Source organism: Streptomyces sp. KL109B, from assembly GCF_030766935.1.
GTDB lineage: Bacteria > Actinomycetota > Actinomycetes > Streptomycetales > Streptomycetaceae > Streptomyces.
In genome coordinates this window covers 823,794-849,362 of sequence record NZ_JASERL010000001.1, presented here as the reverse complement: position 1 = coordinate 849,362, position 25,569 = coordinate 823,794, and the positions used below count along the sequence as shown (strand labels likewise).

Genomic DNA, 25,569 nt, shown 5'->3' with positions numbered 1-25,569 from the left:
CGTGGGACCGACAGTCACTCCTTGGAAGCGGATCCCCCGGCTTCGCCCGCCGTGCCCGCCGCGCCCGCCTCGCCCACCAGCGACGCGGCCTCCGCGCGCAGGTCGCGGCGGAGCTCCTTGGGCAGCGAGAACGTGATCGACTCCTCGGCCGCCTTCACGATCTCCACGTCCGCGTACTCGCGCTGCTTCAGGTACTCGAGGACCTCCTCGACGAGCACGTCGGGGACGGAGGCGCCGGACGTGACGCCGACGGTCGTGACGCCCTCCAGCCAGGACTCGTCGATCTCGGACGCGTAGTCCACGAGGTACGCCTCACGCGCGCCGGCGAGCTTCGCGACCTCGACGAGCCGCTTGGAGTTCGAGGAGTTGCGGGAGCCGACGACGATGACGAGCTCGGACTCGGCGCCCATCTGCTTCACGGCGAGCTGGCGGTTCTGGGTCGCGTAGCAGATGTCGTCGCTGGGCGGCGAGACGAGGCCGGGGAACTTGGTCTTGAGGGCGTCGACGGTCTCCATCGTCTCGTCGACGGAGAGCGTGGTCTGGGAGAGCCAGACGACCTTCTCCGGGTCGCGGACCTCGACCTTGGCGACGTCCTCGGGGCCGTCGACGAGGGTGATGTGCTCGGGGGCCTCACCGGAGGTGCCGATGACCTCCTCGTGGCCCTCGTGCCCGATCAGGAGGATGTCGAAGTCGTCCTTGGCGTAGCGGACCGCCTCCTTGTGGACCTTGGTCACCAGGGGGCAGGTGGCGTCGATGGTGGCGAGCTTGCCGCGCTCGGCCTCCTCGTGGACGGTCGGTGCGACACCGTGCGCCGAGAACATCACGATGGAGCCCTCGGGCACCTCCTCCGTCTGCTCGACGAAGATGGCGCCCTTCCGCTCCAGGGTCTCCACGACGTACTTGTTGTGCACGATCTCGTGGCGGACGTAGATGGGGGCCCCGTACTGTTCGAGGGCCTTCTCGACGGCGATCACGGCACGGTCCACACCGGCGCAATAGCCCCGGGGGGCGGCGAGCAGGACGCGGCGGGAGCCAGGCGTTGCAGTCATGCTCCCCATCGTAAGGGCGTACCCGGTGGGCTAAAGATCGTCCCGGTGGAGAGACTGGATGCCTGCGCGCGATCTACGGAGGCACGATGTCCGCCGACACCCCCCACGTCACGCATGAAGAGGCATCCCTGCGACGCAGTCTCGGTTTCCGGGACCTCGTCGTCTACGGGCTGCTCTTCATCGCCCCCATGGCGCCCGTCGGCGTCTTCGGCACCCTGGACGCGAAATCGCACGGTGCCGTCGCCCTCGTCTACGTAGTCGCGACGATCGCGATGGCGTTCACCGCGTTCAGCTACGCACAGATGGTGCAGGTGGCCCCACAGGCGGGCTCCGTCTTCGCCTACGCGCGCGCGGGTCTCGGCAAGGGGCCCGGGTTCATCGCGGGCTGGATGGCGATGCTCGACTACGTGCTGATCCCGGCGGTCGCGTATCTCTTCGCCGGCATCGCGATGAACTCGCTCGTCCCCTCGGTCTCCCAGTGGGTGTGGACGGCGATCGCGGTGGTGGTCACGACGCTGCTCAACCTGTGGGGCGTGCGGACCGCGGCGCGGGTCGGCTTCGCGGTGCTCGCCCTGGAGATCGTGGTCCTGCTGGTCTTCGTCGTCGCGGCGATCGTGGTGCTGGCCAGGGACGGCGCGCAGCGCGACTGGCTTTCGCCGCTGACCGGCGACGGCACGCAGGGCGCGTTCGCGCTGTCGGCTGTGATCGGGGCGGTGTCCGTGGCGGTGCTCTCGTACCTGGGCTTCGACGCGATCGCCTCGTTCGCGGAGGAGGTCACCGGGGGCTCGGCGAAGGTCGCGCGGGCGGTGCTGTTCTGCCTTGCCTTTACGGGTGTGCTGTTCGTCGTGCAGACCTACTTGGTGGCGCTGCTCGAACCGACCACGTCGGCGCAGCTCGCCGCCGATCCCGGCAAGCAGGGCAGTGCGTTCTACGACGCCGTGGACGCGTCCGTGGGGACGTGGCTGCACGACCTGGTGGCGGTGAGCAAGGCGATCGGCGCGGCCTTCGCGGCGCTCGCCGGGCAGGCGGCGGCCGGACGGCTGCTGTTCGCGATGGCCCGCGACCGACGCCTCCCGAAGGCCCTGGCGCGGACGTACTCCGGGGTGCCGCGCGTCGCGCTGCTGCTGGCCGCGGTGATCACGCTCGTCGCGGCGGTGTGGGCGGCCAGCCGGGACGACGGCATGGACCACCTCGTCTCGGTCGTCGACATCGGCGCCCTGACGGCCTTCACGCTGCTGCACGCGAGCGTGGTCGGGTATTTCGCGGTACGCCGCCAGGGCGGGGAAGTGAACTGGTGGCGGCACGTGGTCGTCCCGGTGATCGGCGCGGCGATCACGGTCGCCGTCATCGTCGAGGCGTCGAGCACGGCGCAGGTGGTGGGCGCGATCTGGCTGGTCATCGGGCTCGTGGTGCTGGCGGCGCAGCGGGGCGGGGACCAGCACCGGGACCGGGAGCCGGTCGTGCCGCCGACGGGCGGCGGCACGGCCGACTGACCTCTCACCGGTGTCGTACGCCGGTCAGCTGTCGTACGCGGGTCAATGGCGCCCGCGTCCGCGCTTGCGGCCGAGGAGGACGGCTCCGGCGCCGCCCGCGACCAGGGCCACCGCGATGCCGCCGAGCACGGCCGCCTGGCGCCGGTCGGAGCCGGTGTGGGCGAGGCCGGGGCCTGTGGAGGTGGGCGCCGGGGTGGAGGGTTCGGGGGCCGGGGTGGTCGGGGCCGTGGTCGACGGGGTGCCGGACGGGGACGGGGTGGGGCTGTCGCTGTCGCTGTCCGAGGGGGAGGGTGACGCGCTGTCGGACGGGGACGGGCTGTCCGACGGCGACGGGGTGTCGGAGGGCGTCGGCCTGGGGCTCACGCTGCCCCCCGCCGGGTTCTTGTCCTCGCACGACAGCTCCGCGTCGAACGGGAAGTAGTGGATCTCCCCGGCGTTGACGGCCGTCTTGGTGACCGGGTCGAGCGGCCCCGCGACCAGCTCCTTCGCGATCACGTCGCCCTCCATGTTCGACGGATCGAGGTCGGTGAGCTTCGCGTTGGGCGCGAAGACGGTGCCTTCGATCGTGTCGCCGTCGGCCACCGTGATGTCCGTCGCGTCGGGGAAGCTCCACATCATGTACGGGGCCTGCGCCCCGGAGACGCCCGCGAGGGTCGGGGTGTGCCAGGTGAACGTCGAGTCGGTGCCGGTGGTGTCCACGACGACGAGGAACGGGGTGTCGGCGCTCGGCTGGTTGTCGAAGGTGAGCTGGCCGATGTTGTTGAGCTGCTCGCCGGTCAGGTGCAGCACGTTGGTCTCGCCCTGGGTGAGCCGGACCCGGGCCTGTCCCCCGGAGGGGATCTGCGAGGGGTCCTTCAGGACGGTGTCGTTGCCGTCGCGCAGATCTACGTTGCTCGCGCAGCCCGTCATGGCCTGCGCGCGATCCCTGTAGGTCGTGAACAGCGAGGCGAAGTCCATGGGCTTCTGCCCCACCGAGGAGAGGGACTGCGTGGTGGTGAGTTCGATGCGGGAGGTCGAGTCGTAGGCGGCGCCCTCGCGCGTGATGTGGGTGTGAGCGTTGGCGCCGTTGCTGTCCTGGTTCAGGACGCGGCTGTCGCTGAGGTCGCCGATCTTGACGTAGCCGTCGCGCAGGACCTTCAGGACGCCGTCCGGCGCACTGTCCTGGTAGTCGATTCCGCCGCCCACGAGGAGGGCGGTGGGGTTGCTGTCCCCGGGGGCCACGTACGAACCGGTGTGGTTGAGGGCGACGTTGTAGCCGGCGCCGTAGGTGAGGTCGCCGCCGATGGCGACGGGGCCCTCCGACTCGGTGCTGCCGAGGACGGCATCGCCCTCCGTGACGACGCCGAATCCGTTGTTGCCCGCCACGGGGTTGCCGATGGACACCGTGTCGCGGGCGGGTGCGGCGGCGCCGGTCGGCGTACCGGCGAGCGCCCCGACCGCCGCGGCGCACACGACGCACCCCGCGAGCGGCAACACCTTTGAGGCTTTTGTCGTTTTATTCATACCTGGACGCTAGAAGCGCGCCCCGGGGCGGACGCGGCGCCACGCCCGCGAGGCCACCGGACGGAGGCCCGCCGCCACCTGCGTTGTCGGTGCCGGCGGCTACGCTCACGGCATGGCTGTCAACACGTCCGCGGACGCCCCGCTGCCCGTCGGCCAGGTGTCGCGGCTCATCGGGGGATGGATCGACCGGCTCGGCGCCGTGTGGGTCGAGGGGCAGATCACGCAGCTGTCCCGCAGACCGGGCGCGGGCGTCGTGTTCCTGACGCTGCGCGACCCCTCGCACGACATCTCGGTGTCGGTGACCTGCTACCGGCAGGTGTTCGACGCGGTGGCGGACGTGGTCCGCGAGGGCGCCCGCGTCGTCGTGCACGCGAAGCCGGAGTGGTACGCGCCGCGCGGTCAGCTGTCGCTGCGCGCCGCCGAGATCCGCCCGGTCGGCGTCGGTGAACTGCTCGCGCGCCTCGAACAGTTGAAGAAGACGCTGGGCGCGGAGGGCCTCTTCGCGGCCGACCGCAAGAAGCCCCTGCCGTTCCTGCCGCAGCTCATCGGCCTGGTCTGCGGCCGGGCTTCGGCGGCCGAGCGGGACGTGCTGGAGAACGCGCGGCACCGCTGGCCGGCCGTCCGCTTCGAGGTGCGCAACGTACCGGTGCAGGGCGTGCACGCGGTGCCGCAAGTCGTCCAGGCGGTCAAGGAATTGGACGCGATCGGCGACGTCGACGTGATCATCGTGGCGCGCGGCGGCGGCAGCGTGGAGGACCTGCTGCCGTTCTCCGACGAACAGCTGGTGCGGGCGGTCTCCTCGTGCCGCACTCCGGTCGTCTCCGCGATCGGCCACGAGCCGGACAACCCCCTGCTCGACTACGTGGCCGACCTGCGGGCCTCGACGCCGACGGACGCCGCCAAGAAGGTCGTGCCGGACGTCGGCGAGGAGTACGAGCGGGTGCGCTGGCTGCGGGACCGGGCGCGGCGCAGCGTGGAGGCGCTGATCGAGCGGGAGGAGCGGGGCCTGGCCGCCGCCCTCGCCCGCCCCTCGATAGAGGACCCGCACCGCATGGTCGACGAGCGCGAGGAACAGATCGCGGCGCTGACCGAGCGCTCCCGCCGCACCCTCGGCCACCTCCTCGACCGCGCCGAGTCGGAGCTGACGCACACCCACGCGCGCGTGGTCGCGCTCTCCCCCGCGGCCACCCTCAAGCGGGGCTACGCGGTGCTGCAGAAGCCGGACGGGCACGTGGTGCGCGGACCGGACGAGGTGGCGGCGGACGACGAGCTGCGGGCGCGCGTCGCCGAGGGCGAATTCACCGTACGAGTAACAGAAGTACGAGAAGCGGAAGGACGGACTGAGGCATGACGACCAAGGCGGCCGACGAGGCGCTCGGCTACGAGCAGGCGCGGGACGAACTGATCGATGTCGTACGGCGGTTGGAGGCCGGCGGCACGTCCCTGGAGGAGTCGCTCGCGCTGTGGGAGCGCGGCGAGGAGCTGGCGAAGGTGTGCCGCCGCTGGCTGGACGGGGCGCGCGCCCGCCTCGACGCGGCGCTCGCCGAGGAGGGCGAGGAGGAGACCGTCGGGAGCGAGGGCGAGGGCGAGGGCGAGGGCGAGGGCGAGTGACCCGCGGAGTGCCCCGGGGAGTGACCCGGGGTGCTGGGGGCGGCGCCTTGTGAACAGCGTCACGAAGGGTTTGGTTGAAGATTGAACCTCACGGGCGTACGGTCTCTCATGTGGGCCGATCCGGTCGGAACGGATCGCCACAGCCGTGACCCGTCACCGTCGCACCGAGAAGGTTGATCCATGTCTCTCGTACTTGACCCCGCCGCCCAGGACCTGCTGTTCCGCGAGGCCCGCACCGCGAACACGTTCTCGTCGGAGCCGGTGACCGACGAGCAGGTCGCGGCGATCTACGACCTGGTCAAGTACGGCCCGACCGCCTTCAACCAGTCGCCGCTGCGCATCACCCTGGTCCGCTCCCCCGAGGCCCGCGAGCGCCTCGTCAAGCACATGGCCGAGGGCAACCAGCCGAAGACCGCCGCCGCCCCGCTGGTCGCGATCCTCTCCGCGGACCACGAGTTCCACGAGGAGCTGCCGCAGCTCTTCCCGCACGCCCCGGCGATCAAGGACATGTTCTTCTCGGAGCGCCCGGTCCGCGAACAGGCCGGCACGCTGAACGCGACGCTGCAGGCCGCCTACTTCATCATCGGCATCCGCGCCGCGGGCCTCGCCGCGGGCCCGATGACCGGCCTCGACTTCGCCGGCGTCCAGAAGGAGTTCCTGGACGACGACCACACCCCGCTGATGGTCATCAACATCGGCAAGCCGGGCGAGGACGCCTGGTTCCCGCGCTCCCCGCGCCTGGAGCAGGAGCAGGTCATCACGACCATCTGAGCCTCATACGTACAAGGAAGGGCCCCGGGCTTCAGCCCGGGGCCCTTCCTTGTACGTATGAGGAACGCCTACACCTTCTCGCGCTTCATCTCCAGGGACCCGGCCATCTTCGCCAGCTGGTCGAAGCCGGCCGTGCCGGTCACCAGGGTCGTGGAGCCCTTCTGCTTCAGCACCAGGGCGTCGTACTTCTCGCCCTTGTAGCGCTCCCAGGTCTCGTCGCCGATCTTCTGCGTACGCCCCGTCGCCTCGGCGCCCTGGGTCGCGTCGTCGATGAACCTCTTGGCCCCGCCCGCCGACTGCTCGACGGCGACGTACTGGTTGTCCGGGTCGAGGAAGCCGAGGTGCCAGGCGTCGCCCGACGTGCCCTGGTAGCGCACGGAGGTCGCCTTCCAGGCGTCCGAGAGACCCGTGGGCGCCGCCACCGGGTACGAGGCCGCGCGCCGGGCCGTCGACAGCTCGACCTTGTAGTTGACCCGCTTGACCTGCGGTTCGCCGGAGTCGTCGTGCGGGACGAAGAGGTAGATCACGCCGGCCGCGACGACACAGACGCCGAGCGAGAGGACCAGGCTGCCGACCGTTTTCTTACCGTTTCTTGCTGCCACGCGCCCCATCGTCGCAGGTCGCCCGATGATCTCTGCCGGGAGGTCCGAAATTGCGCGGTCCGGCCCGAGCGGGCCCGCTCATCCGTGGGGCGGTCTGCTCAGATTGTCGGACTGACGATAGAGTCGTCCCCATACCACCCTCATCCGGCCGTCGTCGTATCCCGGTGAAAGCCGAACAACCCCGGTGAAACCCGGAACAGAAAGGTGCGTCTCGATGACCGAGCATCACCAGCTTCCGTCCGAACTCGAGGTCCCCTCCGAGGCCCCCGACCGCAACCTCGCCCTGGAACTCGTCCGGGTCACCGAAGCCGCGGCCATGGCCGCCGGACGCTGGGTGGGCCGCGGCGACAAGAACGGCGCGGACGGCGCGGCCGTGCGCGCCATGCGCACGCTCGTCTCCACCGTCTCCATGAACGGCGTGGTCGTCATCGGTGAGGGCGAGAAGGACGAGGCCCCGATGCTCTTCAACGGGGAGCGCATCGGCGACGGCACCGGCGCCGAGTGCGACATCGCCGTCGACCCGATCGACGGCACGACGCTGTGCGCCAAGGGCATGCCGAACGCGATCGCGGTGCTCGCCGCCGCCGACCGCGGCACCATGTTCGACCCGTCCGCGGTCTTCTACATGGACAAGCTGGTCACCGGTCCCGAGGCCGCCGACTACGTCGACATCAACGCCCCGGTGTCGGTGAACATCCGCCGCGTCGCCAAGGCGAAGAAGGCCGCGCCCGAGGACGTCACCGTCGTCATCCTCGACCGGCCGCGCCACGAGGGGATCATCAAGGAGGTCCGGGAGACCGGCGCGCGCATCAAGCTGATCTCGGACGGCGACGTCGCCGGTTCGATCATGGCCGTGCGCGAGGGCTCCGGCGTCGACATGCTGCTCGGCATCGGCGGCACCCCCGAGGGCATCATCTCCGCCTGCGCGATCAAGTGCCTCGGCGGCGTCATCCAGGGCAAGTTGTGGCCCAAGGACGACGAGGAGCGGCAGCGGGCCATCGACGCGGGGCACGACCTGGACCGGGTGCTGTCCACGGACGACCTGGTGTCCGGCGAGAACATCTTCTTCGTCGCCACCGGGATCACCGATGGGGAGTTGCTGCGGGGGGTGCGGTACGACGCGGAGCGGGCGCATACGTCGTCGCTGGTGATGCGGTCGAAGTCCGGGACGATTCGGCAGATCGACTCGACGCATCGGTTGAGCAAGCTGCGCGCCTACAGCGCGATCGACTTCGACCGGGCCAAGTAGCTTGCGGGACCCCGGGGTTGACGCCTCGGGGCGCTGCCCCGACCCCCGCTGCTCAAGCGCCGCAGGGGCTTGAAAAGATCGGGGCTCCGCCCCGGACCCCGCGCCTCAAACGCCGGCGGGGCTGGAAAGTCGACCGCCGGCGGGGCTTGAAGGTCGATCGCCGCAGGGGCTTGAGTTTTCAAGCCCCTGCGGCGATTGAGCAGCGGGGTCCGGGGCAGCGCCCCGGCCTTTTAGACCGCAACCGTGCGCGGCGTCTTCTTCAACTCGACCTCGCGGCGGCGCCGCCTCGCCAGGACCACGCGGCGCTCCGCCGCGGTGAGGCCACCCCACACCCCGTACGGCTCCGGCTGGAGCAGCGCGTGTTCGCGGCATTCGACCATGACGGGACAGCGGGCGCAGACCCGCTTGGCCGCCTCCTCGCGGGCGAGACGCGCGGCGGTGGGTTCCTTGGAAGGGGCGAAGAAGAGGCCCGCCTCGTCGCGCCTGCAGACGGCCTCCGTGTGCCAGGGCGCGTCGTGATCCCTGCCCCTGACTGGCTCGACTGGCTCGCGCTGCTGCGGTACGGCGGTGACCTGCAGGGACTGATGCGGCGGGTGCAGCACGGTCTACTCCTGACGACGGCTAACGACGGCTTTCGCGAGCGGGCGACGATGCAGCAAGCTCTACCCGCTGTGTCGACGCCTATGCACTGAGTTCCGATGCCGCCCAGCCGCCGTGCGCGGCCGTCAGCCGAAGTGCTTGCGCAGGTGCTTCTCCAGGTTCTGGACGAGCTTGCCGCGCTTCGGCTTCGCCTCGATGTTCCCGAGGACCGCCACCCCGTCGACGTACACGACGGGCGCCTCGGGTTCGCGCGCGTCCAGCGTGTCCACCTCGAAGTTGCCGAGGACGCCCGCGCCGCTGCCGCGCAGCGAGATGTTCTCGGGGACGCGGACCTCCACGTTGCCGAACACGGAGACCGCCTTGATGTAGACCTGCGGGTACTCGAATATCGCCTCGCTGAGGTCGATCTCGACGTTGCCGAAGATCGCGTACGCGTGCGTGCGGCGGCCGATCCGCCAACGGCCCCTGCGTGTCGTGGAGCTGAGGACCGCCACCAGGTTCTCGTCGGGCACCGGAGGGATGGTGCCTGGCGTCGGCTGGTTCGGCGCGGGGCCCGGCGCGGGCTCGGGCGCGGGCCCGCGCCGCGCGTGCGCGCCCGGCAAGTCCCTTACCAGCGGCTCCAGTTCGCCGACCGTCTTGGCGCGGTACACCCCGTCGACCCGCTCGGCGTGCTCCTCCGTGTCGAGCCGGCCCTCCGCGAGTGCCTCGCGCAGGATGTCCGCGATCCGGTCGCGGTCCGCGTCGGACGCGCGCAGGTCGGTCGGCTCCGCCACGGGGGCGCTGGGCGCGGGCTGCGAGGGGCGCTTTTGAAGGTCCACGACAGCAGCGTACCGAAACGCGATAGATCGCGACACCCCCTTCGCGCCGTCTCCCCCGGCCAACTGAGCCTTACCTCACAGGCTCGGCGGTCCGGCCAGGTTCTACGCTGGTTGGCGCTGCCAACGGATGCCAGCTGCTGTCTGTCGAGTGAGGAAAAGGCGAGATGCCGGAGTTCGCGTACACCGATCTGCTCCCCCAGGGTGAGGACACCACCAACTACCGGTTGGTGACCTCCGAGGGCGTTTCCACCGCCGAGGGGCCCGACGGCCGTACGTTCCTGAAGGTCGAGCCCGAGGCGCTGCGCAAGCTCGCCGAGGAGGCCATCCACGACATCCAGCACTACCTGCGCCCCGAGCACCTCGCGCAGCTGCGCCGCATCGTCGACGACCCCGAGGCGTCGAACAACGACAAGTTCGTGGCGCTCGACCTCCTGAAGAACGCCAACATCGCGGCGGCGGGCGTGCTCCCCATGTGCCAGGACACCGGCACCGCCATCGTGATGGGCAAGCGCGGGCAGAACGTCCTCACCGAAGGTGAGGACGAGAAGTCGCTCAGCAAGGGCATCTACGACGCCTACCAGAACCTCAACCTGCGGTACTCGCAGATGGCCCCGCTGAACATGTGGGAGGAGAAGAACACCGGCTCCAACCTCCCCGCGCAGATCGAGCTGTACGCGACGGACGGCGGCGCCTACAAGTTCCTCTTCATGGCCAAGGGCGGCGGCTCGGCCAACAAGTCGTTCCTGTACCAGGAGACGAAGGCGGTCCTCAACGAGGGCTCCATGATGAAGTTCCTGGAGGAGAAGATCCGCTCGCTGGGTACCGCGGCCTGCCCGCCGTACCACCTCGCGATCGTCGTCGGCGGCACCTCCGCCGAGTACGCCCTGAAGACCGCCAAGTACGCCTCCGCGCACTACCTGGACAACGTGCCCTCCGAGGGCTCCGCGCTCGGGCACGGCTTCCGGGACGAGGAGCTGGAGCAGAAGGTCTTCGAGCTGACGCAGAAGATCGGCATCGGCGCGCAGTTCGGCGGCAAGTACTTCTGCCACGACGTGCGCGTGGTGCGCCTGCCGCGGCACGGCGCCTCCTGCCCGGTGGCCATCGCCGTGTCCTGCTCGGCGGACCGCCAGGCCGTCGCGAAGATCACCGCCGAGGGCGTCTTCCTGGAGCAGCTGGAGACGGACCCGGCGCGCTTCCTGCCGGAGACCACCGACGAGGCCCTCAACGAAGGGGAGCAGGACAGCGACGTCGTCAAGGTCGACCTCAACCAGCCGATGGACGCGATCCTCGCCGAGCTCGCCAAGCACCCGGTGAAGACCCGCCTCTCCCTCACAGGACCGCTCGTCGTGGCGCGCGACATCGCGCACGCCAAGATCAAGGAGCGCCTGGACGCGGGCGAGGAGATGCCGCAGTACCTGAAGGACCACCCCGTCTACTACGCGGGCCCCGCGAAGACCCCCGAGGGCTACGCCTCCGGTTCCTTCGGCCCGACCACCGCCGGGCGTATGGACTCCTACGTAGAGCAGTTCCAGGCCGCGGGCGGCTCCAAGGTGATGCTCGCCAAGGGCAACCGCTCGAAGCAGGTCACGGACGCCTGTGACACGCACGGCGGCTTCTACCTCGGCTCCATCGGCGGCCCGGCCGCGCGGCTCGCGCAGGACTGCATCAAGAAGGTCGAGGTCGTCGAGTACGAGGAGCTCGGCATGGAGGCCGTCTGGAAGATCGAGGTCGAGGACTTCCCGGCGTTCATCGTCGTCGACGACAAGGGCAACGACTTCTTCCAGGCCCCGGCGCCCGAGCCGACCTTCACGAGCATCCCGGTGCGCGGCCCCGGCCTGGCGTAACCAGCACTCTTTCGTGGGGTTGTGCCGGCTTTCCGGAACAACCCCACCGTCGTGCGCGCTGTAAAGGGTATGAGCGACAACGCCGGCGAATACCGCATCGAGCACGACTCCATGGGCGAGGTCCGGGTCCCCGCCGCCGCGAAGTGGCGGGCCCAGACCCAGCGCGCCGTGCAGAACTTCCCCATCTCCGGGCAGCGCATCGAGCGCGCCCACATCGAGGCGCTGGCCCGCATCAAGGGCGCGGCGGCCACGGTGAACGCGGAGCTGGGAGTGGTCGACAAGGACATCGCCGAGGCCGTCGCGGCGGCGGCCTCCGAGGTCGCCGAGGGGCGCTGGGACGCCGAGTTCCCGATCGACGTGTTCCAGACGGGTTCCGGCACATCGTCGAACATGAACGCCAACGAGGTCATCGCCACCCTCGCCACCGAGCGCCTGGGCCGTGACGTGCACCCGAACGACCACGTCAACGCCTCGCAGTCGTCGAACGACGTCTTCCCCTCGTCCATCCACATCGCGGCCACCGCCGCCGTCACCCACGACCTGATCCCCGCTCTTGAGCACCTGGCGGCGTCCCTGGAGCGGAAGTCGGCCGAGTTCTCCGATGTCGTGAAGTCGGGGCGTACGCATCTCATGGACGCGACACCGGTGACTCTCGGCCAGGAGTTCGGCGGCTACGCGGCGCAGGTCCGCTACGGCGTCGAGCGGCTCACGGCATCGCTCCCCCGCCTCGCCGAACTCCCCCTGGGCGGCACCGCGGTCGGCACGGGCATCAACACCCCGCCCGGCTTCTCCGCCGCCGTGATCGCCGAGGTCGCGCGCGCGACGGGGCTGCCGCTGACCGAGGCCCGCGACCACTTCGAGGCGCAGGGCGCGCGCGACGGGATCGTGGAGACGAGCGGCCAGCTGCGGACCATCGCCGTGGGCCTGACGAAGATCGCCAACGATCTGCGGTGGGCCGCCTCAGGACCGCGTACCGGACTCGCGGAGATCAACCTCCCGGATCTGCAACCCGGTTCGTCGATCATGCCGGGCAAGGTGAACCCGGTCATCCCCGAGGCGACGCTGATGGTCGCGGCCCAGGTCACCGGCAACGACGCGACGGTGGCGGCGGCCGGCGCCGCGGGCAACTTCGAGCTGAACGTGATGCTTCCGGTCATCGCCAAGAACGTCCTGGAGTCGATCCGGCTGCTCGCCAACGTCTCCCGGCTGCTCGCCGACCGCACCGTCGACGGCATCACCGCCAACCGCGAACGGGCCCGCGAGTACGCCGAGTCGTCCCCGTCCGTCGTCACACCGCTCAACAAGTACATCGGCTACGAGGAGGCCGCGAAGGTCGCCAAGAAGTCCCTCGCCGAGCGCAAGACGATCCGCGAGGTCGTCATCGAGGGCGGCTACGTGGAGCGCGGCGACCTCACGGAGAAGCAGCTCGACGAGGCGCTCGACGTCCTGCGGATGACCCGCCCGTGACCGCGACCATGACCGCTGCTCGTGACCGCGCGTGGCCGGATGGCGTATTCGTGATACGCACCGCAGCGTCGTATGCCGTTGGCACCTAATATCTGTGCATGACAGACGACGACCGGAGCATGGACAGTGCGGGGCGCTGGGCGCCCGGGGAGCCGATCCTGTGGCGCTACCGCGCCAACGGGGGCGAGGGCTTCCACATCTGCCGTCCGGTCACGGTCGTCCAGGACACCGACGAACTGCTCGCCGTGTGGATGGCGCCCGGCACCGAGTGCGTGAAGCCCGTGCTCGCCGACGGCACCCCGGTGCACCGCGAGCCGCTCGCCACCCGCTACACCAAACCGCGCGCCCTGCACCGCGACCGCTGGTTCGGCACCGGCGTCCTGAAGCTGGCGCGGCCCGGCGACCCCTGGTCGGTGTGGCTGTTCTGGGAGCCGGGCTGGAGGTTCCGCAATTGGTACGTGAACCTGGAGGAGCCGCGCGCCCGTTGGGCCGGCGGCATCGACTCGGAGGACCACTTCCTCGACCTCTCGGTGTACCCGGACGGCAGTTGGCGCTGGCACGACGAGGACGAGTTCGCGCAGGCGCAGGCCGTCGGCCTGATGAGCCCGGCGCGCGCCGCCGAGGTGCGCGCCGCGGGGCACCGGGCGGTCGAGGCGATCGAGGGCTGGCAGCGGCCGTTCTCGGACGGCTGGCAGCACTGGCGCCCGGACCCGGCGTGGCCGGTTCCCGCGCTCCCGGCGGACTGGGACCGTACGCCCGCGCACGTGTCCTCATGAGACCCTTGATGCGCCCCCATGGGGGAACCGTAGGATCGTCCTCCGCAAGACAGCACAGAAGCGAACAGCGCAGAGAGACCCGGCCCGAATGTGCGGGTTCTACGGACAACTCTTGGCACGCACAGCAGGTCTGACACGATGTCAACGAGGTCATCGAGGGGCGGCGGGACCGTGAACCTGGGCGAAAAGACTCAGCGGGCGATTCCGTTCCCGGAGCGCGGGTTCCGGGTATCCGCTCCCCTGCGGGACACGCCCCAGGTCACCGCAGCCCCGGACGGACGGAATCGACACGCGTGACGGAGTACCCCACCTCCCACGAAGGCCGCCACCACGGCACGGCGGCCCGCCCCGCCGACTCCCGCGGGGCGCTTCGGCATACCCCCGAGACGTCCGGCGACGCCCCGGGCCCGGCCTCCGGCGGCTTACCGGAACAGCCGCGGCGCGCCGCCGGGTCCGCCGCCGACGCCGAGCACGCCCAGCCCGTGGCGCCCTCCCCCGAGCCGGTGCGCCCCGGACCTCCGGACGGAGCGGACCGCCGCACCGGCCAGCCGCGCCCCTCGGGGCAGCCCGCCGCCATGCGCCGCGACGGCGACCGGCTGCGCTTCGTCGGCGCCGCGACCCGGCGGATCGCCCGCGGCCTGGACCTCGACGAGATCGTGATGGGCCTGTGCCGGGCGACCGTGCCGACGTTCTCCGACGCCATCCTCGTGTATCTGCGCGAGCCGCTGCCGGTGGGCGACGAGCGGCCGACCGGGCCGATGGTGCTGCGCCTGCGCCGCAGCGACCGGATCCCGGACGCCACCGACACCGGCGGCGCCACCGACCAGGACACCGACGGCGCGGGCAGCCCGCTCGCCGCCACCACCCCGCAGCTCGAACTGACCGCGGGCAGCGCGGAGTTGTGCGAGGTGCGGACCGGCGGCGCGCTCGCCGAAGTGCTGCGCGGCGTCCGCCCCGTATTCGCGGACTCGCCCGCCGCGATGGCCGCACTGCCCGAACTCCTCGGCACGGAGCGGGTGTTGCCCAGCGGGCGGCGCGCCATCCTCGCCCCGCTGCGCGGCCGGCGCCGGGTGATCGGCGCCGCGGTGTTCCTGCGCCGCCCGGACCGGCCCGCGTTCGACGCCGACGACCTGCTGGTGGCGGGGCAGTTGGCGACGCACAGCGCGCTCGGCATCGACAAGGCGGTGCTGTACGGCCGAGAGGCGTACATCGCGGACGAGTTGCAGCGCACGATGCTGCCGGAGACGCTGCCACGCCCGACCGGCGTGCGGCTGGCCTCGCGCTATCTGCCGGCGGCGGAGACGGCGCGGGTCGGCGGCGACTGGTACGACGCGATTCCGCTGCCGGGCAGCCGCGTCGCGCTGGTCGTGGGCGACGTCATGGGCCACTCGATGACCTCGGCCGCCATCATGGGCCAGCTGCGCACGACCGCGCAGACCCTCGCCGGGCTCGACCTGCCGCCGCAGGAAGTCCTGCACCACCTCGACGAGCAGGCCCAACGGCTCGGCACCGACCGCATGGCGACCTGCATGTACGCCGTGTACGACCCGGTCGCGCACCGCATCACGATCGCCAACGCCGGGCATCCGCCGCCCGTCCTGCTGCACCTGGGCGGGCGCTCCGAGGTGCTGCGGGTGCCGCCGGGCGCGCCGATCGGCGTCGGCGGCGTCGACTTCGAGGCGGTCGAGCTGGACGCCCCGGCGGGCGCGACGCTGCTCCTCTACACGGACGGCCTCGTCGAATCGCGCCTGCGCGACGTGTGGACGGGCATAGAGCAGCTGCGTGAACGGCTCGCCGCCACCGCCCAGTTGACGGGCCCCGACCATCCGCCGCCCCTTGAGGCGCTGTGCGACGAGGTGCTCGACATGCTCGGTCCCGGCGACCGGGACGACGACATCGCGCTGCTCGCCGCCCGCTTCGACGGGATCGCGCCGAGCGACGTCGCGTACTGGCACCTCGATCCGGAGGACGCGGCGCCGGGCCGGGCCCGCAGGCTGGCCCGCAGCGCCCTGGCCCGCTGGGGCCTCGACGACCTCACGGACTCGGTCGAACTCCTTGTGAGCGAGGTCGTGACGAACGCGGTGCGGTACGCGTCCCGCCCGGTCACGCTGCGGCTGCTCCGTACCGACGTGCTTCGCTGCGAAGTGGGCGACGACGTACCGCAGTTGCCGCGCCTGCGGCAGGCGCGGGCGACGGACGAGGGCGGGCGTGGGCTCTACCTGGTGAACCGTCTCGCCCGGCGCTGGGGTGCGACGCGCCTGTCCACCGGCAAGGTCGTCTGGTTCGAGCTGCCGGTGCCGTAAATATGTGGCCATGTGCCACTACTGCGGATGCCGTGAGATCCCGCTCATCAAGGAGTTCATCGCCGAGCACGAGCGCGTCACCGACGCCGCCGGGGACGCGCTGCGGGCGCTGGAGCGCGGCGACGTGGCGGCCGCGCGGGTGCTCGTCGACGGCATGGCGAAGGAGCTGGCCTCGCACTGGAAGGGCGAGGAGGACGGCCTGTTCGCGGTGATGCGCGAGGACCCGGAGTACGCCGGGTACATCGACGCCCTGGTCGCCGAGCACCGCGACCTCGGCGCGCTGCTGCCCACCCTCGACCTCACCGACCCCGGCGACGTACAGCGCCTCAAGGACGAGACGGACGAACTGCACCGGCACATCGCCAAGGAGGAGGACGGCCTCTTCCCCGCGTCGCTGACGGCGCTGTCCGGGGACGGCTGGGACGCGTCGATGGCGGCGTGGCGGGCGGCGCACCCGCGGCCGGAGAAGGGCTGAACTCCGCGGCCGGGGAACGGCTGCGCGCCTGGTCGGGGACGTCGGACCCCTTCTCGTACGCGGGGGTGGCGACGTAGAACGGGCGGACACGCACCAGCGGATGTAGAAAGCGAGTCCCGATGACTGCCGGCTCCACCAGCGCCACCACCCTCGACAGCCTGCTGCCGTCCCTGCGCGAGCTCTACCGCGATCTGCACGCCCACCCCGAGCTCTCCCTCCAGGAGACCCGCACCGCCGGGATCGTCGCCACCAGGCTGCGCGAGCAGGGAAGTTGGGAGGTGACGGAGGGCGTCGGCGGCACGGGCGTCGTCGGCGTCCTGCGCAACGGCGAGGGGCCGACCGTGCTGCTGCGCGCCGACATGGACGCCCTGCCCGTCCTGGAGGCGACCGGACTGCCCTACGCGTCCGAGGCCCGCGGCACCGACCGCGACGGCAACGACGTACCGGTCATGCACGCCTGCGGACACGACATGCACGTCACATGTCTGCTCGGTGCGACGGCGCTGCTCGCGGCGGACCCGGCGGCCTGGCGCGGCACCGTCGTCGCCGTGTTCCAGCCCGCGGAGGAGCTCGGGCAGGGCGCGAGGGACATGCTCGACGACTCCTTCGCGGAGCGGTTCCCGGCGCCGGACGTGTGCCTGGGGCAGCATGTCGGGCCGTTCCCCGCGGGGGTCGCGGTGACCCGGCCGGGGGCGGTCATGGCGGCCTCCGACAGCTATCGCGTACGCCTCTTCGGGCGCGGCGGGCACGGCTCGATGCCGGAGTCGACGGTCGACCCGGTGGTGCTCGCGGCGGCCGTCGTGATGCGGCTTCAGACCGTGGTGTCGCGCGAGGTCGGCGCCTCGCAGACGGCCGTCGTGACGGTGGGCTCGCTGCACGCCGGCACGAAGGAGAACATCATCGCCGACGAGGCCGAGCTGAAGCTCAACATCCGCTCGGTGGACCCCGTGGTGCGCGAGCGGGTGCTCGCGGCGGTGCGCAGGATCGTACGGGCGGAGGCGGAGGCATCGGGGTCGCCGAAGGAGCCGGAGTTCACCTCGCTCGGCTCGTTCCCCGTCACCGAGAACAGCGACGAGGCGACCGCGACGACGGTGGCCGGGCTGCGCGAGGTCCTCGGCGAGGAGGCGGTGCTCGTGCTGCCGAAGCCGATCAACGGCAGTGAGGACTTCGGCCTGTTCGGCAAGGAACTCGGCGCGCCCTCGGTGTTCTGGCACTTCGGCGGCACCGACCCGGCCGCCTTCGCGGGCCTCGACGCCGAGACCCTCGCCTCGCGCGGGCTGCCCGCCGAGATCCCGGTGAACCACTCGCCGCTGTACACGCCGTTGCAGGACCCGACGATCGAGCTCGGGGTGCGGGCGCTGCTGGGCGCGGCCCGCACATGGCTCGGCTCCCCCGAGTAGAGCCGGGGGAGCCGGGTCCGGGCGGGGTCAGCCTCTGTCGCCGCCGCCTCCGGGGCCGTTGCCGTTGCCCGGGTCGACCGGGTCCTCCGGATCCGGCTCGGTCGTCTCGGTGTCGGTCGGGATCGGGAGCGTCGGCGTCGGCTCCACGGTCGGGGGCTCACTCGTCGGGGTCTCGCTCGGCGTCGACCGGGTCGGCGTCGGGGTCTCGGGCTCCGAACGGGTCGGCGTCGGCTCCGTCGTCGGCTCCTGGGTCGGGGTGACGGGGGCCTGCGTCGTGGGCTTGACCGCCTTGCCCATGTCGGTGTCCAGGTCGAACTTGCTGTTGGAGCTGGACGTGTTGAAGGTGTACTGCGCCCAGATCTGGGCGGGGAAGCTGCCGCCGTCGACGCGGGGCAGGCCGGCCGCGCCCTCCATGGACACGTGCCTGCCCGACTCGGTCGACTTCAGCGCGCCCTCGCCGAACAGCCCCACCGAGGTGACCAGGTCCGGCGTGTACCCGGTGAACCAGGCCGACTTGTTGTCGTCGGAGGTACCGGTCTTGCCGGCGACCTGCTGGCCGGCGCGGTCCGCGTTGTCGCGCACCGAGCGCTTCGCCGTACCGTCGTCGACCACGCCGGTCAGCACCGAGGTCACCGAGTCGGCGGCGCCGCGGCTGATCACCTGCTCGGACTCGGGCTTGTCCAGCGGAACCGGCTCGCCCTGCTTGGACACCGACTTCACGACCTGCGGGGTGACCTTCTTGCCGTGGTTGTCGAGCGTCGCGTAGACGCCGGCCATCTCCATCGGGCTCGCGCCCATGGTGCCGAGGGTCTGGGCGTAGTACGGCTTGAGGTCGGCGGAGTCCATGCCGAGCTTCTTCGCCATGTCCATCACCTGGTCCATGCCGACGTCGGCGCCCATCTGCGCGAAGACGGAGTTGATGGACTTGTTCATGGCGGTCTGGACGTTGACCGGGCCGTAGCTCTTCTTGTCCTCGTTCGGCGGGGCGAAGCCGACCTTCTTGCCGTTGTCGACGACCGGCCGCTTGCTGGTGCCGTCGTAGATCGTGTCGGCGGTGATGTTCTGGCCGGACTGCGTCGTGGCCTCGTCCTCCAGGGCGGCCGCGAGGATCAGCGGCTTGAAGGTGGAGGCGGGCTGGTAGTCGGTGCGCGTCGCGTTGTTGACGTAGTGCTCGCTGAGCCCCTCGCCGCCGTACAGCGCGAGGACCTTGCCGGTCTTCGGGTCGACGGAGACGGCGCCGGCCTGCACGCGCGCGTCGGCCTTCTTGCCCTTGCGGTCGAGCTTGTCGTTCAGCTGCTGCTCGACCGACTTCTCCAGCTGCTTCTGCTTCTTGCGGTCGACGTTGAGGGTGATCGTGTAGCCGCCCGCGTTGAACTGCTCCTCGGTGAGGTTCAGTTCCTTCATGACCTCGTCGCGCGCGGCGGTGTAGAGGTAGCCCTCCTGGCCGTCGAGCCCGGCGGCGGCCTTCGGCGCGATGGGCTTGTCGAACTTCATGCCCTGCCGCTCGCCCGCGTCGAGCCAGTGCATCTGGACCATGTTGTCGAGCACGTAGTTCCAGCGCGCCGTGGCCAGCTGCCTGCCGGTGTCGGAGGCGATCGCCCAGTCGTACTGGTTGGGCGCCTGCAACAGCGCGGCGAGATACGCGCCCTGCTGGACGCTCAGTTCCTTGGCGTCGATGCCGTAGTACGCCTCGGCCGCCGCCTGGATGCCCCAGGCGCCGCGGCCGTAGTAGCTGGTGTTGATGTACCCGGCGAGGATGTCGTCCTTGGAGTACCGCTGGTCCACCTTCAGCGAGATGACCAGTTCCTTGAGCTTGCGGGAGACGGTCTGTTCCTGCGTCAGGTAGAAGTTCTTCACGTACTGCTGGGTGATCGTCGAACCACCCTGCTTGCCCTTGCCCGTGACGGTGTTGAGCACGCCGCGGGCGGTGCCCTTCAGGTCGACGCCCTTGTCCGTGTAGAACGTCTTGTTCTCGGCGGCCACGAAGGTGTGCTGGACGGGCTTCGGCACCTCGGCCAGGTCGACGATCTCCCGGTTGACGTCGCCGGTGCGGGCCATCGTCGTACCGTCGCTGTACTTGTAGATGTTGCTCTGCACCTGGGCCTCGGCGTTGCCCTTGGGGATGTCGATCAACAGGTACAGCACCACGAACGCGCCCATACCCAGCAGCACGAGTCCGAAGAACGTGCCCAGAAGCTTCTTCCAGGTGAAGAAGCGGCGTATGCCAGACGGCCGCGCCGCGCGCTTGCGCGCCTTCCTCGCTTCCGCTCGGCCCATGACCTCAGTCGCTCCGCTTCTTGTTCGTCTTCGCTTTTGTGCTGAATCGGCTCAAGAACCTAACCCGTCACTTATGTCGAATCTCCGTTGATTCGGCCATAACGGACGTGACAATCAGCACCTGCCCCATGGGAACCGACGAGCGAGACGTGCGGATGGTTGCCATCCGCGTTAAAGTGATATCACTTTGCTAGACCAGGTTCGTGGCCCCGCGGTCACGAACGACCAGCTCAGAGAAACGGGGACGGTTATGCCCGAGACGGACGCCACACCGAGCACTCCCGACGTACCGGAGATGCCGAAGGCACGGGTGCGCGAGTTCACGGCGCACAGCATCGGCGGCGGACTCGCCCTTCTCCTCGGCCTCGTCGGCCTGATCGTCGGCGGCGGGCTGATCGCGATCGCAGGCTCCACCGACTCGGCGGGCGCCAGAGGGGCGCTCATCGCGATCGGCGTCGTGGTCGCGATCTGTTCGGTCTTCGCCATGGCGGGCCTGAACATGGTGGCGCCGGGCGAGGCCCGCGTCGTGCAGCTCTTCGGCCGCTACCGGGGCACGATCCGTACGGACGGCCTGCGTTGGGTCAACCCGCTGACCTCGCGCACCAAGATCTCGACGCGCGTACGCAACCACGAGACGGCCGTCCTCAAGGTCAACGACGCGTACGGCAACCCCATCGAACTCGCCGCGGTCGTCGTGTGGAAGGTCGAGGACACGGCCCAGGCGACCTTCGAGGTCGACGACTTCCTGGAGTTCGTCTCCACGCAGACCGAGGCCGCGGTCCGGCACATCGCCATCGAGTACCCCTACGACGCGCACGACGAGGGCGGGCTCTCGCTGCGCGGCAACGCCGAGGAAATCACGGAGAAGTTGGCCGTGGAGCTGCACGCGCGCGTGGAGGCGGCCGGCGTCCAGATCATCGAATCCCGCTTCACACACCTCGCCTACGCACCCGAGATCGCGTCGGCGATGCTTCAGCGGCAGCAGGCGGGCGCCGTCGTGGCGGCGCGGCGGCAGATCGTCGACGGGGCCGTGGGCATGGTCGAGGCGGCGCTCGCGCGGATCGCCGAGCAGGACTTCGTCGAACTGGACGAGGAGCGCAAGGCGACGATGGTCTCCAACCTGCTGGTCGTGCTCTGCGGGGACCGCGCCGCGCAGCCCGTCCTGAACACGGGTTCCCTCTACCAATGAGCCCGCGAGTGCCCCGCAAACAGGTCCTGCTCCGGCTCGACCCGGCGGTACACGATGCGCTCGCGCGGTGGGCGGCCGACGATCTGCGCTCCACGAACGCGCAGATCGAATTCATCCTCCGCCGCGCCCTGAAGGAAGCGGGCCGCCTCCCTGGGTCGGCGTCCCCCATACCAAGACGGGGCCGCCCCCCGTCCGCCCCCCAGGACCCACCCGACCCCACGTAAAAGACCGGGGCTCAAACGCCGCAGGGGCTTGATGCATCAAGCCCCGCCGGCGATTGAGGCGCGGGGTCCGGGGCGGAGCCCCGTGGCGTCAACCACGGACCACCCGCACCGGCAGGGACCGCAACGCATCACGCAGAGCCCGCGCCAGCTCCTCGTACTCCGCGGACCGCGCCGAACCGGTACGCATCGCGAACGCCACCCTCCGCGTGGGCGCGGGCTCGGCGAAATACCCGGTCAGGAGCTGCGCGGAGCGCGACGTCTCCACGCCGACCGCCGTGCGCGGAAGGAGCGTCACCCCGAGGCCACCGGCGACGAGTTGGACCAGCGTGGAAAGGCCCGCCGCGGTCGTGGCGACCGGCGCGTCGTCGCGGCCGGCCTCGCGGCAGATGTCGAGCGCCTGGTCCCGCAGGCAGTGCCCCTCGTCGAGCAGGAGCAGGTTCAGTTCGCGCAGCGCCTCGCGCGGGATGCCTTCGCGGCCGCCCAGCCAGTGGTCCATCGGCGTGACCAGGACGAAGTCCTCGTCGAACAACGGGAGTTCCGTCACCCCCGGCACCCCGAGCGGCACCGCGAGCAGCAACAGGTCGAGCCGCCCCGCCGCCAACCCCTCGATCAGCGACGCCGTCTGCTCCTCGTGCACCTGGAGGTCCAGGTCCGGATACGCGTCGTGGGCGAGCCGCAGCACCGTCGGCAACAGGTACGGCGCCACCGTCGGAATCACCCCGAGCCGCAGCGCCCCGGTGAACGGCGCCCGCACCGCCTCCGCCTCCTCGACCAGCGCCCCCACCTCGTCGAGCACCGCCCGCGCCCGCACCGCGATCCGCTCCCCGGCCGGCGAGAGCAGCACCTTGCGCGTCGTACGCTCGACAAGCGTGACGCCCAGCGCCTCCTCCAGCGCCGAGACCGCCCCGGACAGCGCGGGCTGACTCATCCCTATCGCCGCCGCCGCGTCCCGGAAGTGCAGCTGCTCCGCGACCGCCGCGAACGCCCTGAGCTGCGCCAGGCTGGGCTGCCTTCGCTTTCCGTTATGTACGGCCACTGATAGCCACCTCCGATCAACATGACCGAGTCTAGCTATTTCCATAATCAATACGGCCTGTGCCAGGATCGTAAGCAGTCCAACCCACAGAAAAGTCCTCAAAAGGGACGTTTCTAGATGCTAGTTGCAAGGAGAGCGCGTGCTCACTGTCGGTGACAAGTTCCCCGAGTTCGACCTGACTGCCTGTGTCTCGCTGGAGAAGGGCCAGGAGTTCGAGCAGATCAACCACAAGACCTACGAGGGCAAGTGGAAGATCGTCTTCGCGTGGCCCAAGGACTTCACCTTCGTGTGCCCGACCGAGATCGCCGCGTTCGGCAAGCTGAACGAGGAGTTCGCCGACCGTGACGCCCAGATCCTCGGCTTCTCCGGCGACTCCGAGTTCGTGCACCACGCCTGGCGCAAGGACCACCCGGACCTGACGGACCTGCCGTTCCCGATGATGGCCGACTCGAAGCACGAGCTCATGCGTGACCTCGGCATCGAGGGCGAGGACGGCTTCGCGCAGCGCGCCGTCTTCATCGTCGACCAGAACAACGAGATCCAGTTCACGATGGTGACCGCCGGCTCCGTCGGCCGTAACCCGAAGGAGGTCCTCCGGGTCCTCGACGCGCTCCAGACGGACGAGCTGTGCCCGTGCAACTGGAGCCAGGGCGAGGACACCCTGGACCCGGTCGCGCTGCTGGCCGGTGAGTGAGCATGGCCCTCGATGAGCTGAAGTCCGCCATACCGGACTACGCCAAGGACCTGAAGCTCAACCTGGGCTCGGTCATCGGCAACTCGGACCTGCCGGCCCAGCAGCTGTGGGGCACGGTCCTGGCGACGGCGATCGCGTCCCGCTCCCCGCGCGTGCTGCGCGAGCTGGAGCCGGAGGCGAAGGCGAACCTGTCGGCGGAGGCGTACACCGCCGCGAAGTCCGCTGCCGCGATCATGTCGATGAACAACGTCTTCTACCGGACGCGTCACCTGCTCTCGGACAACGAGTACGGGACGATGCGCGCCGGTCTGCGGATGAACGTCATCGGCAACCCGGGGGTCGACAAGGCCGACTTCGAGCTGTGGTCGTTCGCGGTCTCCGCGATCAACGGCTGTGGCATGTGCCTCGACTCGCACGAGCAGGTGCTGCGCAAGGCGGGTGTCGACCGGGAGGTCGTCCAGGAAGCCTTCAAGATCGCCTCGGTGGTCCAGGCGGTCGCCGTCACGCTCGACGCGGAAGCGGCGCTGGCTTAACACGTCGCTCGGAAACGGGGGCCGGATTGTTCCGGCCCCCGTTTCTCACGTCTCGGGGCTCCGCCCCGGACCCCGCTGCTCAATCGCCGCAGGGGCTCAAGAGATCAGGCCCCGCGCCTCAATCGCCGCAGGAGCTCAAAAGATCAGGCCCCGCGCCTCAATCGCCGCAGGGGCTCAAAAGATCAGGCCCCGCGCCTCAATCGCCGGCGGGGCTTGAGTGGGGCGCCACATCCACCGCCGTCGCCCCCCGCGGCTCCGGGGAGTGCCTGAGCGACGGCTCCCGGGACCACGCCCGCAGATAGCCGACGACCGTGTTCGTCACCGCCACCAGTGGCACCGCCACCACCGCTCCCCCGATGCCGGACACCATCCCGCCGGCGGCGACCGCGAGGACCACGGCCAGGGGGTGGACGCGTACCGCCCGGCCCAGGATGAAGGGCTGCAGGATGTGGCCCTCGATCTGCTGGACCGCGAGGACCACCGCAAGCGTCATCACGGCCACGAACACGCCCTGCGTCACCAGCGCGACGACCACCGCGAGCGCGCCGGAGACCACCGCGCCGACGAGCGGGATGAAGGCGAACAAGAAGATGAAGACGGCCAGCGGTACGGCCATGGGGACGCCGAGGAAGAAGATGCCGAGGCCGATGAAGATGGCGTCGATCAACGCCACTATCACCGTTCCGCGTACGTAGGCCGTCAGCGTGCGCCAGGCCCGCGGCCCCGCGCCCGCGATGCCGGGGCGGGCCTGCGCCGGGACGAGCTTGAGGGTCCACTCCCAGATGCGGCGGCCGTCGTACAGCAGGAACAAGGTGCAGAAGATCGTCAGGAGGATGCCCGTCATCGCCTCGACGATGACCGTGACGCCCTCCAGGCCCGCCGACGTGATCTCGTCCGTGTTCGCCCCGACCGCGTCCCGCAGCGACTTGGCGATGTCGTTGATCTGCCCCTCGGTCACATGGAAGGGGCTGTTGAGCAGCCAGCGGCGCAGGTCGTCGATGCCGTCCTGGACCTGTTCGGAGAGCTGGTCGATGTTCTCCTGGACCTGCCAGACCACGAACCAGCCGACGAGCCCCATGATGACGAAGCCGAGGATCGCCGTCAGGGCCGTCGCGAGGCCGCGGGGCACGCCGCGGCGCATGAGCCGGGCCACCGTCGGCTGCAGCAGCGCCGTGACGAGCAGCGCCGCGACGAACGCGAACACCACCAGCTGCACCGAGCTGATGACCTTCATCAGGACCCAGAGCGTCCCCGCGAGGACCAGGAACCGCCAGCCCGCCTCCGCGGCGACCCTGAGGCCCCACGGCACGGCGGCGACCGGCTCGGGGCGGGCCGCGACGGCGGGGGCGTAGGCGGGCGGGGCCGGCACGTGGTGGTCCTCGGGACCCGCCGCGGCCGGCTGCTCGGCCGGCGCGGGGTCAGGAGCCCTGGCCGGCGGGTTCGGTGGCGGGTCGGGCAGCTCGCGCTCCTCGGCGCGCTCGGCCTCCGCGCGGCGCTCGTCCAGGCGCTCGCCCACCTTGCTGATTCCGGCACCGACCCGGTCGAGCCACCCTGGCACTCGCGACATCATCCGTCCTCTTTGAGCCTGTGGCACCGACCGTACCGTGTGACAACGCCGAAGCCCCTCACCGTAAGGACGGTGAGGGGCTTCGCGA

Annotated in this window: 23 protein-coding genes; 15 read left to right on the top strand and 8 right to left on the bottom strand. The window is 70.5% G+C overall.

The annotated features are described in order from the left end of the window. Positions 1-14: 14 nt before the first annotated feature. On the bottom strand, positions 15-1,058 hold the full coding sequence (locus tag RBJ65_RS04080; RefSeq protein WP_306317837.1) for a 4-hydroxy-3-methylbut-2-enyl diphosphate reductase: 1,044 nt from the start codon (positions 1,056-1,058) through the stop codon (positions 15-17). A gap of 77 nt (positions 1,059-1,135) precedes the next feature. Here RBJ65_RS04080 and RBJ65_RS04075 point away from each other — a divergent pair, with 77 nt between their 5' ends. Continuing rightward, a complete protein-coding gene (locus RBJ65_RS04075) occupies positions 1,136-2,542 on the top strand; it encodes an APC family permease (RefSeq protein WP_306317836.1) in 1,407 nt (468 codons plus the stop codon). 42 nt (positions 2,543-2,584) lie between these two features. Here the strand turns inward: RBJ65_RS04075 and RBJ65_RS04070 are convergent, their stop codons facing one another. Continuing rightward, positions 2,585-4,045, bottom strand: a complete 1,461-nt coding sequence (locus RBJ65_RS04070) for a choice-of-anchor A family protein (RefSeq protein WP_306317835.1) — start codon at positions 4,043-4,045, stop codon at positions 2,585-2,587. Positions 4,046-4,157: 112 nt separating this feature from the next. On the opposite strand from RBJ65_RS04070, the gene xseA reads away from it, so the two are divergent. From xseA to RBJ65_RS04055, 3 genes are all read left to right on the top strand, one after another. Beyond that, on the top strand, positions 4,158-5,396 hold the full coding sequence (gene xseA, locus RBJ65_RS04065) for an exodeoxyribonuclease VII large subunit (RefSeq protein ID WP_306317834.1): 1,239 nt from the start codon (positions 4,158-4,160) through the stop codon (positions 5,394-5,396). Then, the gene (locus RBJ65_RS04060) at positions 5,393-5,656 is read left to right on the top strand and encodes an exodeoxyribonuclease VII small subunit (RefSeq protein WP_306317833.1); all 264 of its coding nucleotides are present in this window, start codon (positions 5,393-5,395) and stop codon (positions 5,654-5,656) included. The genes xseA and RBJ65_RS04060 overlap by 4 nt, the downstream gene beginning before the upstream one ends. Before the next feature lie 180 nt (positions 5,657-5,836). Then, positions 5,837-6,427, top strand: a complete 591-nt coding sequence (locus RBJ65_RS04055) for a malonic semialdehyde reductase (RefSeq protein ID WP_306317832.1) — start codon at positions 5,837-5,839, stop codon at positions 6,425-6,427. Positions 6,428-6,495: 68 nt separating this feature from the next. Here RBJ65_RS04055 and RBJ65_RS04050 read toward each other — a convergent pair whose 3' ends face one another. Next, positions 6,496-7,029 carry a DUF4245 domain-containing protein gene (locus RBJ65_RS04050; protein WP_372341219.1) on the bottom strand — a complete coding sequence of 178 codons (534 nt, stop codon included), beginning with the start codon at positions 7,027-7,029 and terminating at the stop codon, positions 6,496-6,498. A gap of 214 nt (positions 7,030-7,243) precedes the next feature. Between RBJ65_RS04050 and glpX the strand changes: the two genes are divergently transcribed. After that, positions 7,244-8,278 carry a class II fructose-bisphosphatase gene (glpX, locus tag RBJ65_RS04045; RefSeq protein WP_306317830.1) on the top strand — a complete coding sequence of 345 codons (1,035 nt, stop codon included), beginning with the start codon at positions 7,244-7,246 and terminating at the stop codon, positions 8,276-8,278. 230 nt (positions 8,279-8,508) lie between these two features. Here glpX and RBJ65_RS04040 read toward each other — a convergent pair whose 3' ends face one another. Beyond that, positions 8,509-8,880, bottom strand: coding sequence for a WhiB family transcriptional regulator (locus RBJ65_RS04040; protein WP_306317829.1), 372 nt, complete (start codon positions 8,878-8,880; stop codon positions 8,509-8,511). Between the two features lie 123 nt (positions 8,881-9,003). Further along, entirely contained in the window at positions 9,004-9,696 is a 693-nt protein-coding gene (locus RBJ65_RS04035; RefSeq protein WP_306317828.1) for a DUF1707 domain-containing protein, read from the bottom strand. Between the two features lie 164 nt (positions 9,697-9,860). Between RBJ65_RS04035 and RBJ65_RS04030 the strand changes: the two genes are divergently transcribed. The 6 genes from RBJ65_RS04030 (at position 9,861) to RBJ65_RS04005 (ending at position 17,961) form a co-directional block, all read left to right on the top strand. Then, positions 9,861-11,540 (top strand): fumarate hydratase, encoded by a 1,680-nt coding sequence (locus tag RBJ65_RS04030; protein WP_306317827.1) that lies wholly within the window; start codon positions 9,861-9,863, stop codon positions 11,538-11,540. 69 nt (positions 11,541-11,609) lie between these two features. Further along, positions 11,610-13,007 carry an aspartate ammonia-lyase gene (locus tag RBJ65_RS04025; RefSeq protein WP_306317826.1) on the top strand — a complete coding sequence of 466 codons (1,398 nt, stop codon included), beginning with the start codon at positions 11,610-11,612 and terminating at the stop codon, positions 13,005-13,007. A gap of 98 nt (positions 13,008-13,105) precedes the next feature. Further along, positions 13,106-13,783 carry a DUF402 domain-containing protein gene (locus tag RBJ65_RS04020; protein WP_306317825.1) on the top strand — a complete coding sequence of 226 codons (678 nt, stop codon included), beginning with the start codon at positions 13,106-13,108 and terminating at the stop codon, positions 13,781-13,783. A gap of 293 nt (positions 13,784-14,076) precedes the next feature. After that, positions 14,077-16,086, top strand: coding sequence for a SpoIIE family protein phosphatase (locus RBJ65_RS04015; RefSeq protein ID WP_306317824.1), 2,010 nt, complete (start codon positions 14,077-14,079; stop codon positions 16,084-16,086). Between the two features lie 10 nt (positions 16,087-16,096). Continuing rightward, on the top strand, positions 16,097-16,561 hold the full coding sequence (locus tag RBJ65_RS04010) for a hemerythrin domain-containing protein (protein ID WP_306317823.1): 465 nt from the start codon (positions 16,097-16,099) through the stop codon (positions 16,559-16,561). Between the two features lie 119 nt (positions 16,562-16,680). Next, a complete protein-coding gene (locus RBJ65_RS04005; protein WP_306317822.1) occupies positions 16,681-17,961 on the top strand; it encodes an amidohydrolase in 1,281 nt (426 codons plus the stop codon). A 27-nt stretch (positions 17,962-17,988) separates the two neighbouring features. Here the strand turns inward: RBJ65_RS04005 and RBJ65_RS04000 are convergent, their stop codons facing one another. Then, entirely contained in the window at positions 17,989-20,238 is a 2,250-nt protein-coding gene (locus tag RBJ65_RS04000) for a transglycosylase domain-containing protein (protein ID WP_306317821.1), read from the bottom strand. A gap of 250 nt (positions 20,239-20,488) precedes the next feature. Between RBJ65_RS04000 and RBJ65_RS03995 the strand changes: the two genes are divergently transcribed. Both RBJ65_RS03995 and RBJ65_RS03990 read left to right on the top strand, forming a co-directional pair. Then, a complete protein-coding gene (locus tag RBJ65_RS03995; protein WP_306317820.1) occupies positions 20,489-21,427 on the top strand; it encodes an SPFH domain-containing protein in 939 nt (312 codons plus the stop codon). Next, complete coding sequence (locus RBJ65_RS03990) at positions 21,424-21,651, top strand: hypothetical protein (RefSeq protein WP_306317819.1); 228 nt, start codon at positions 21,424-21,426, stop codon at positions 21,649-21,651. The genes RBJ65_RS03995 and RBJ65_RS03990 overlap by 4 nt, the downstream gene beginning before the upstream one ends. Positions 21,652-21,739: 88 nt before the next feature. Here RBJ65_RS03990 and RBJ65_RS03985 read toward each other — a convergent pair whose 3' ends face one another. Beyond that, positions 21,740-22,687, bottom strand: a complete 948-nt coding sequence (locus RBJ65_RS03985) for a LysR substrate-binding domain-containing protein (protein WP_372341218.1) — start codon at positions 22,685-22,687, stop codon at positions 21,740-21,742. A gap of 139 nt (positions 22,688-22,826) precedes the next feature. Here RBJ65_RS03985 and RBJ65_RS03980 point away from each other — a divergent pair, with 139 nt between their 5' ends. Continuing rightward, entirely contained in the window at positions 22,827-23,381 is a 555-nt protein-coding gene (locus tag RBJ65_RS03980; protein ID WP_306317818.1) for a peroxiredoxin, read from the top strand. Between the two features lie 2 nt (positions 23,382-23,383). Beyond that, the gene (locus RBJ65_RS03975; protein ID WP_306317817.1) at positions 23,384-23,914 is read left to right on the top strand and encodes an alkyl hydroperoxide reductase; all 531 of its coding nucleotides are present in this window, start codon (positions 23,384-23,386) and stop codon (positions 23,912-23,914) included. A 196-nt stretch (positions 23,915-24,110) separates the two neighbouring features. Here the strand turns inward: RBJ65_RS03975 and RBJ65_RS03970 are convergent, their stop codons facing one another. Beyond that, the gene (locus RBJ65_RS03970; RefSeq protein WP_306318017.1) at positions 24,111-25,481 is read right to left on the bottom strand and encodes an AI-2E family transporter; all 1,371 of its coding nucleotides are present in this window, start codon (positions 25,479-25,481) and stop codon (positions 24,111-24,113) included. Positions 25,482-25,569 lie beyond the last annotated feature (88 nt).

Excerpts from the sequence above, each read along its gene's own strand:
- RBJ65_RS04080 (WP_306317837.1), bottom strand. The coding sequence starts at position 1,058 with ATGGGGAGCATGACTGCAACGCCTGGCTCCCGCCGCGTCCTGCTCGCC.
- RBJ65_RS04075 (WP_306317836.1), top strand. The coding sequence starts at position 1,136 with ATGTCCGCCGACACCCCCCACGTCACGCATGAAGAGGCATCCCTGCGA.
- RBJ65_RS04070 (WP_306317835.1), bottom strand. The coding sequence starts at position 4,045 with ATGAATAAAACGACAAAAGCCTCAAAGGTGTTGCCGCTCGCGGGGTGC.
- xseA (WP_306317834.1), top strand. The coding sequence starts at position 4,158 with ATGGCTGTCAACACGTCCGCGGACGCCCCGCTGCCCGTCGGCCAGGTG.
- RBJ65_RS04060 (WP_306317833.1), top strand. The coding sequence starts at position 5,393 with ATGACGACCAAGGCGGCCGACGAGGCGCTCGGCTACGAGCAGGCGCGG.
- RBJ65_RS04055 (WP_306317832.1), top strand. The coding sequence starts at position 5,837 with ATGTCTCTCGTACTTGACCCCGCCGCCCAGGACCTGCTGTTCCGCGAG.
- glpX (WP_306317830.1), top strand. The coding sequence starts at position 7,244 with ATGACCGAGCATCACCAGCTTCCGTCCGAACTCGAGGTCCCCTCCGAG.
- RBJ65_RS04030 (WP_306317827.1), top strand. The coding sequence starts at position 9,861 with ATGCCGGAGTTCGCGTACACCGATCTGCTCCCCCAGGGTGAGGACACC.
- RBJ65_RS04025 (WP_306317826.1), top strand. The coding sequence starts at position 11,610 with ATGAGCGACAACGCCGGCGAATACCGCATCGAGCACGACTCCATGGGC.
- RBJ65_RS04020 (WP_306317825.1), top strand. The coding sequence starts at position 13,106 with ATGACAGACGACGACCGGAGCATGGACAGTGCGGGGCGCTGGGCGCCC.
- RBJ65_RS04010 (WP_306317823.1), top strand. The coding sequence starts at position 16,097 with ATGTGCCACTACTGCGGATGCCGTGAGATCCCGCTCATCAAGGAGTTC.
- RBJ65_RS04005 (WP_306317822.1), top strand. The coding sequence starts at position 16,681 with ATGACTGCCGGCTCCACCAGCGCCACCACCCTCGACAGCCTGCTGCCG.
- RBJ65_RS04000 (WP_306317821.1), bottom strand. The coding sequence starts at position 20,238 with ATGGGCCGAGCGGAAGCGAGGAAGGCGCGCAAGCGCGCGGCGCGGCCG.
- RBJ65_RS03995 (WP_306317820.1), top strand. The coding sequence starts at position 20,489 with ATGCCCGAGACGGACGCCACACCGAGCACTCCCGACGTACCGGAGATG.
- RBJ65_RS03990 (WP_306317819.1), top strand. The coding sequence starts at position 21,424 with ATGAGCCCGCGAGTGCCCCGCAAACAGGTCCTGCTCCGGCTCGACCCG.
- RBJ65_RS03975 (WP_306317817.1), top strand. The coding sequence starts at position 23,384 with ATGGCCCTCGATGAGCTGAAGTCCGCCATACCGGACTACGCCAAGGAC.
- RBJ65_RS03970 (WP_306318017.1), bottom strand. The coding sequence starts at position 25,481 with ATGTCGCGAGTGCCAGGGTGGCTCGACCGGGTCGGTGCCGGAATCAGC.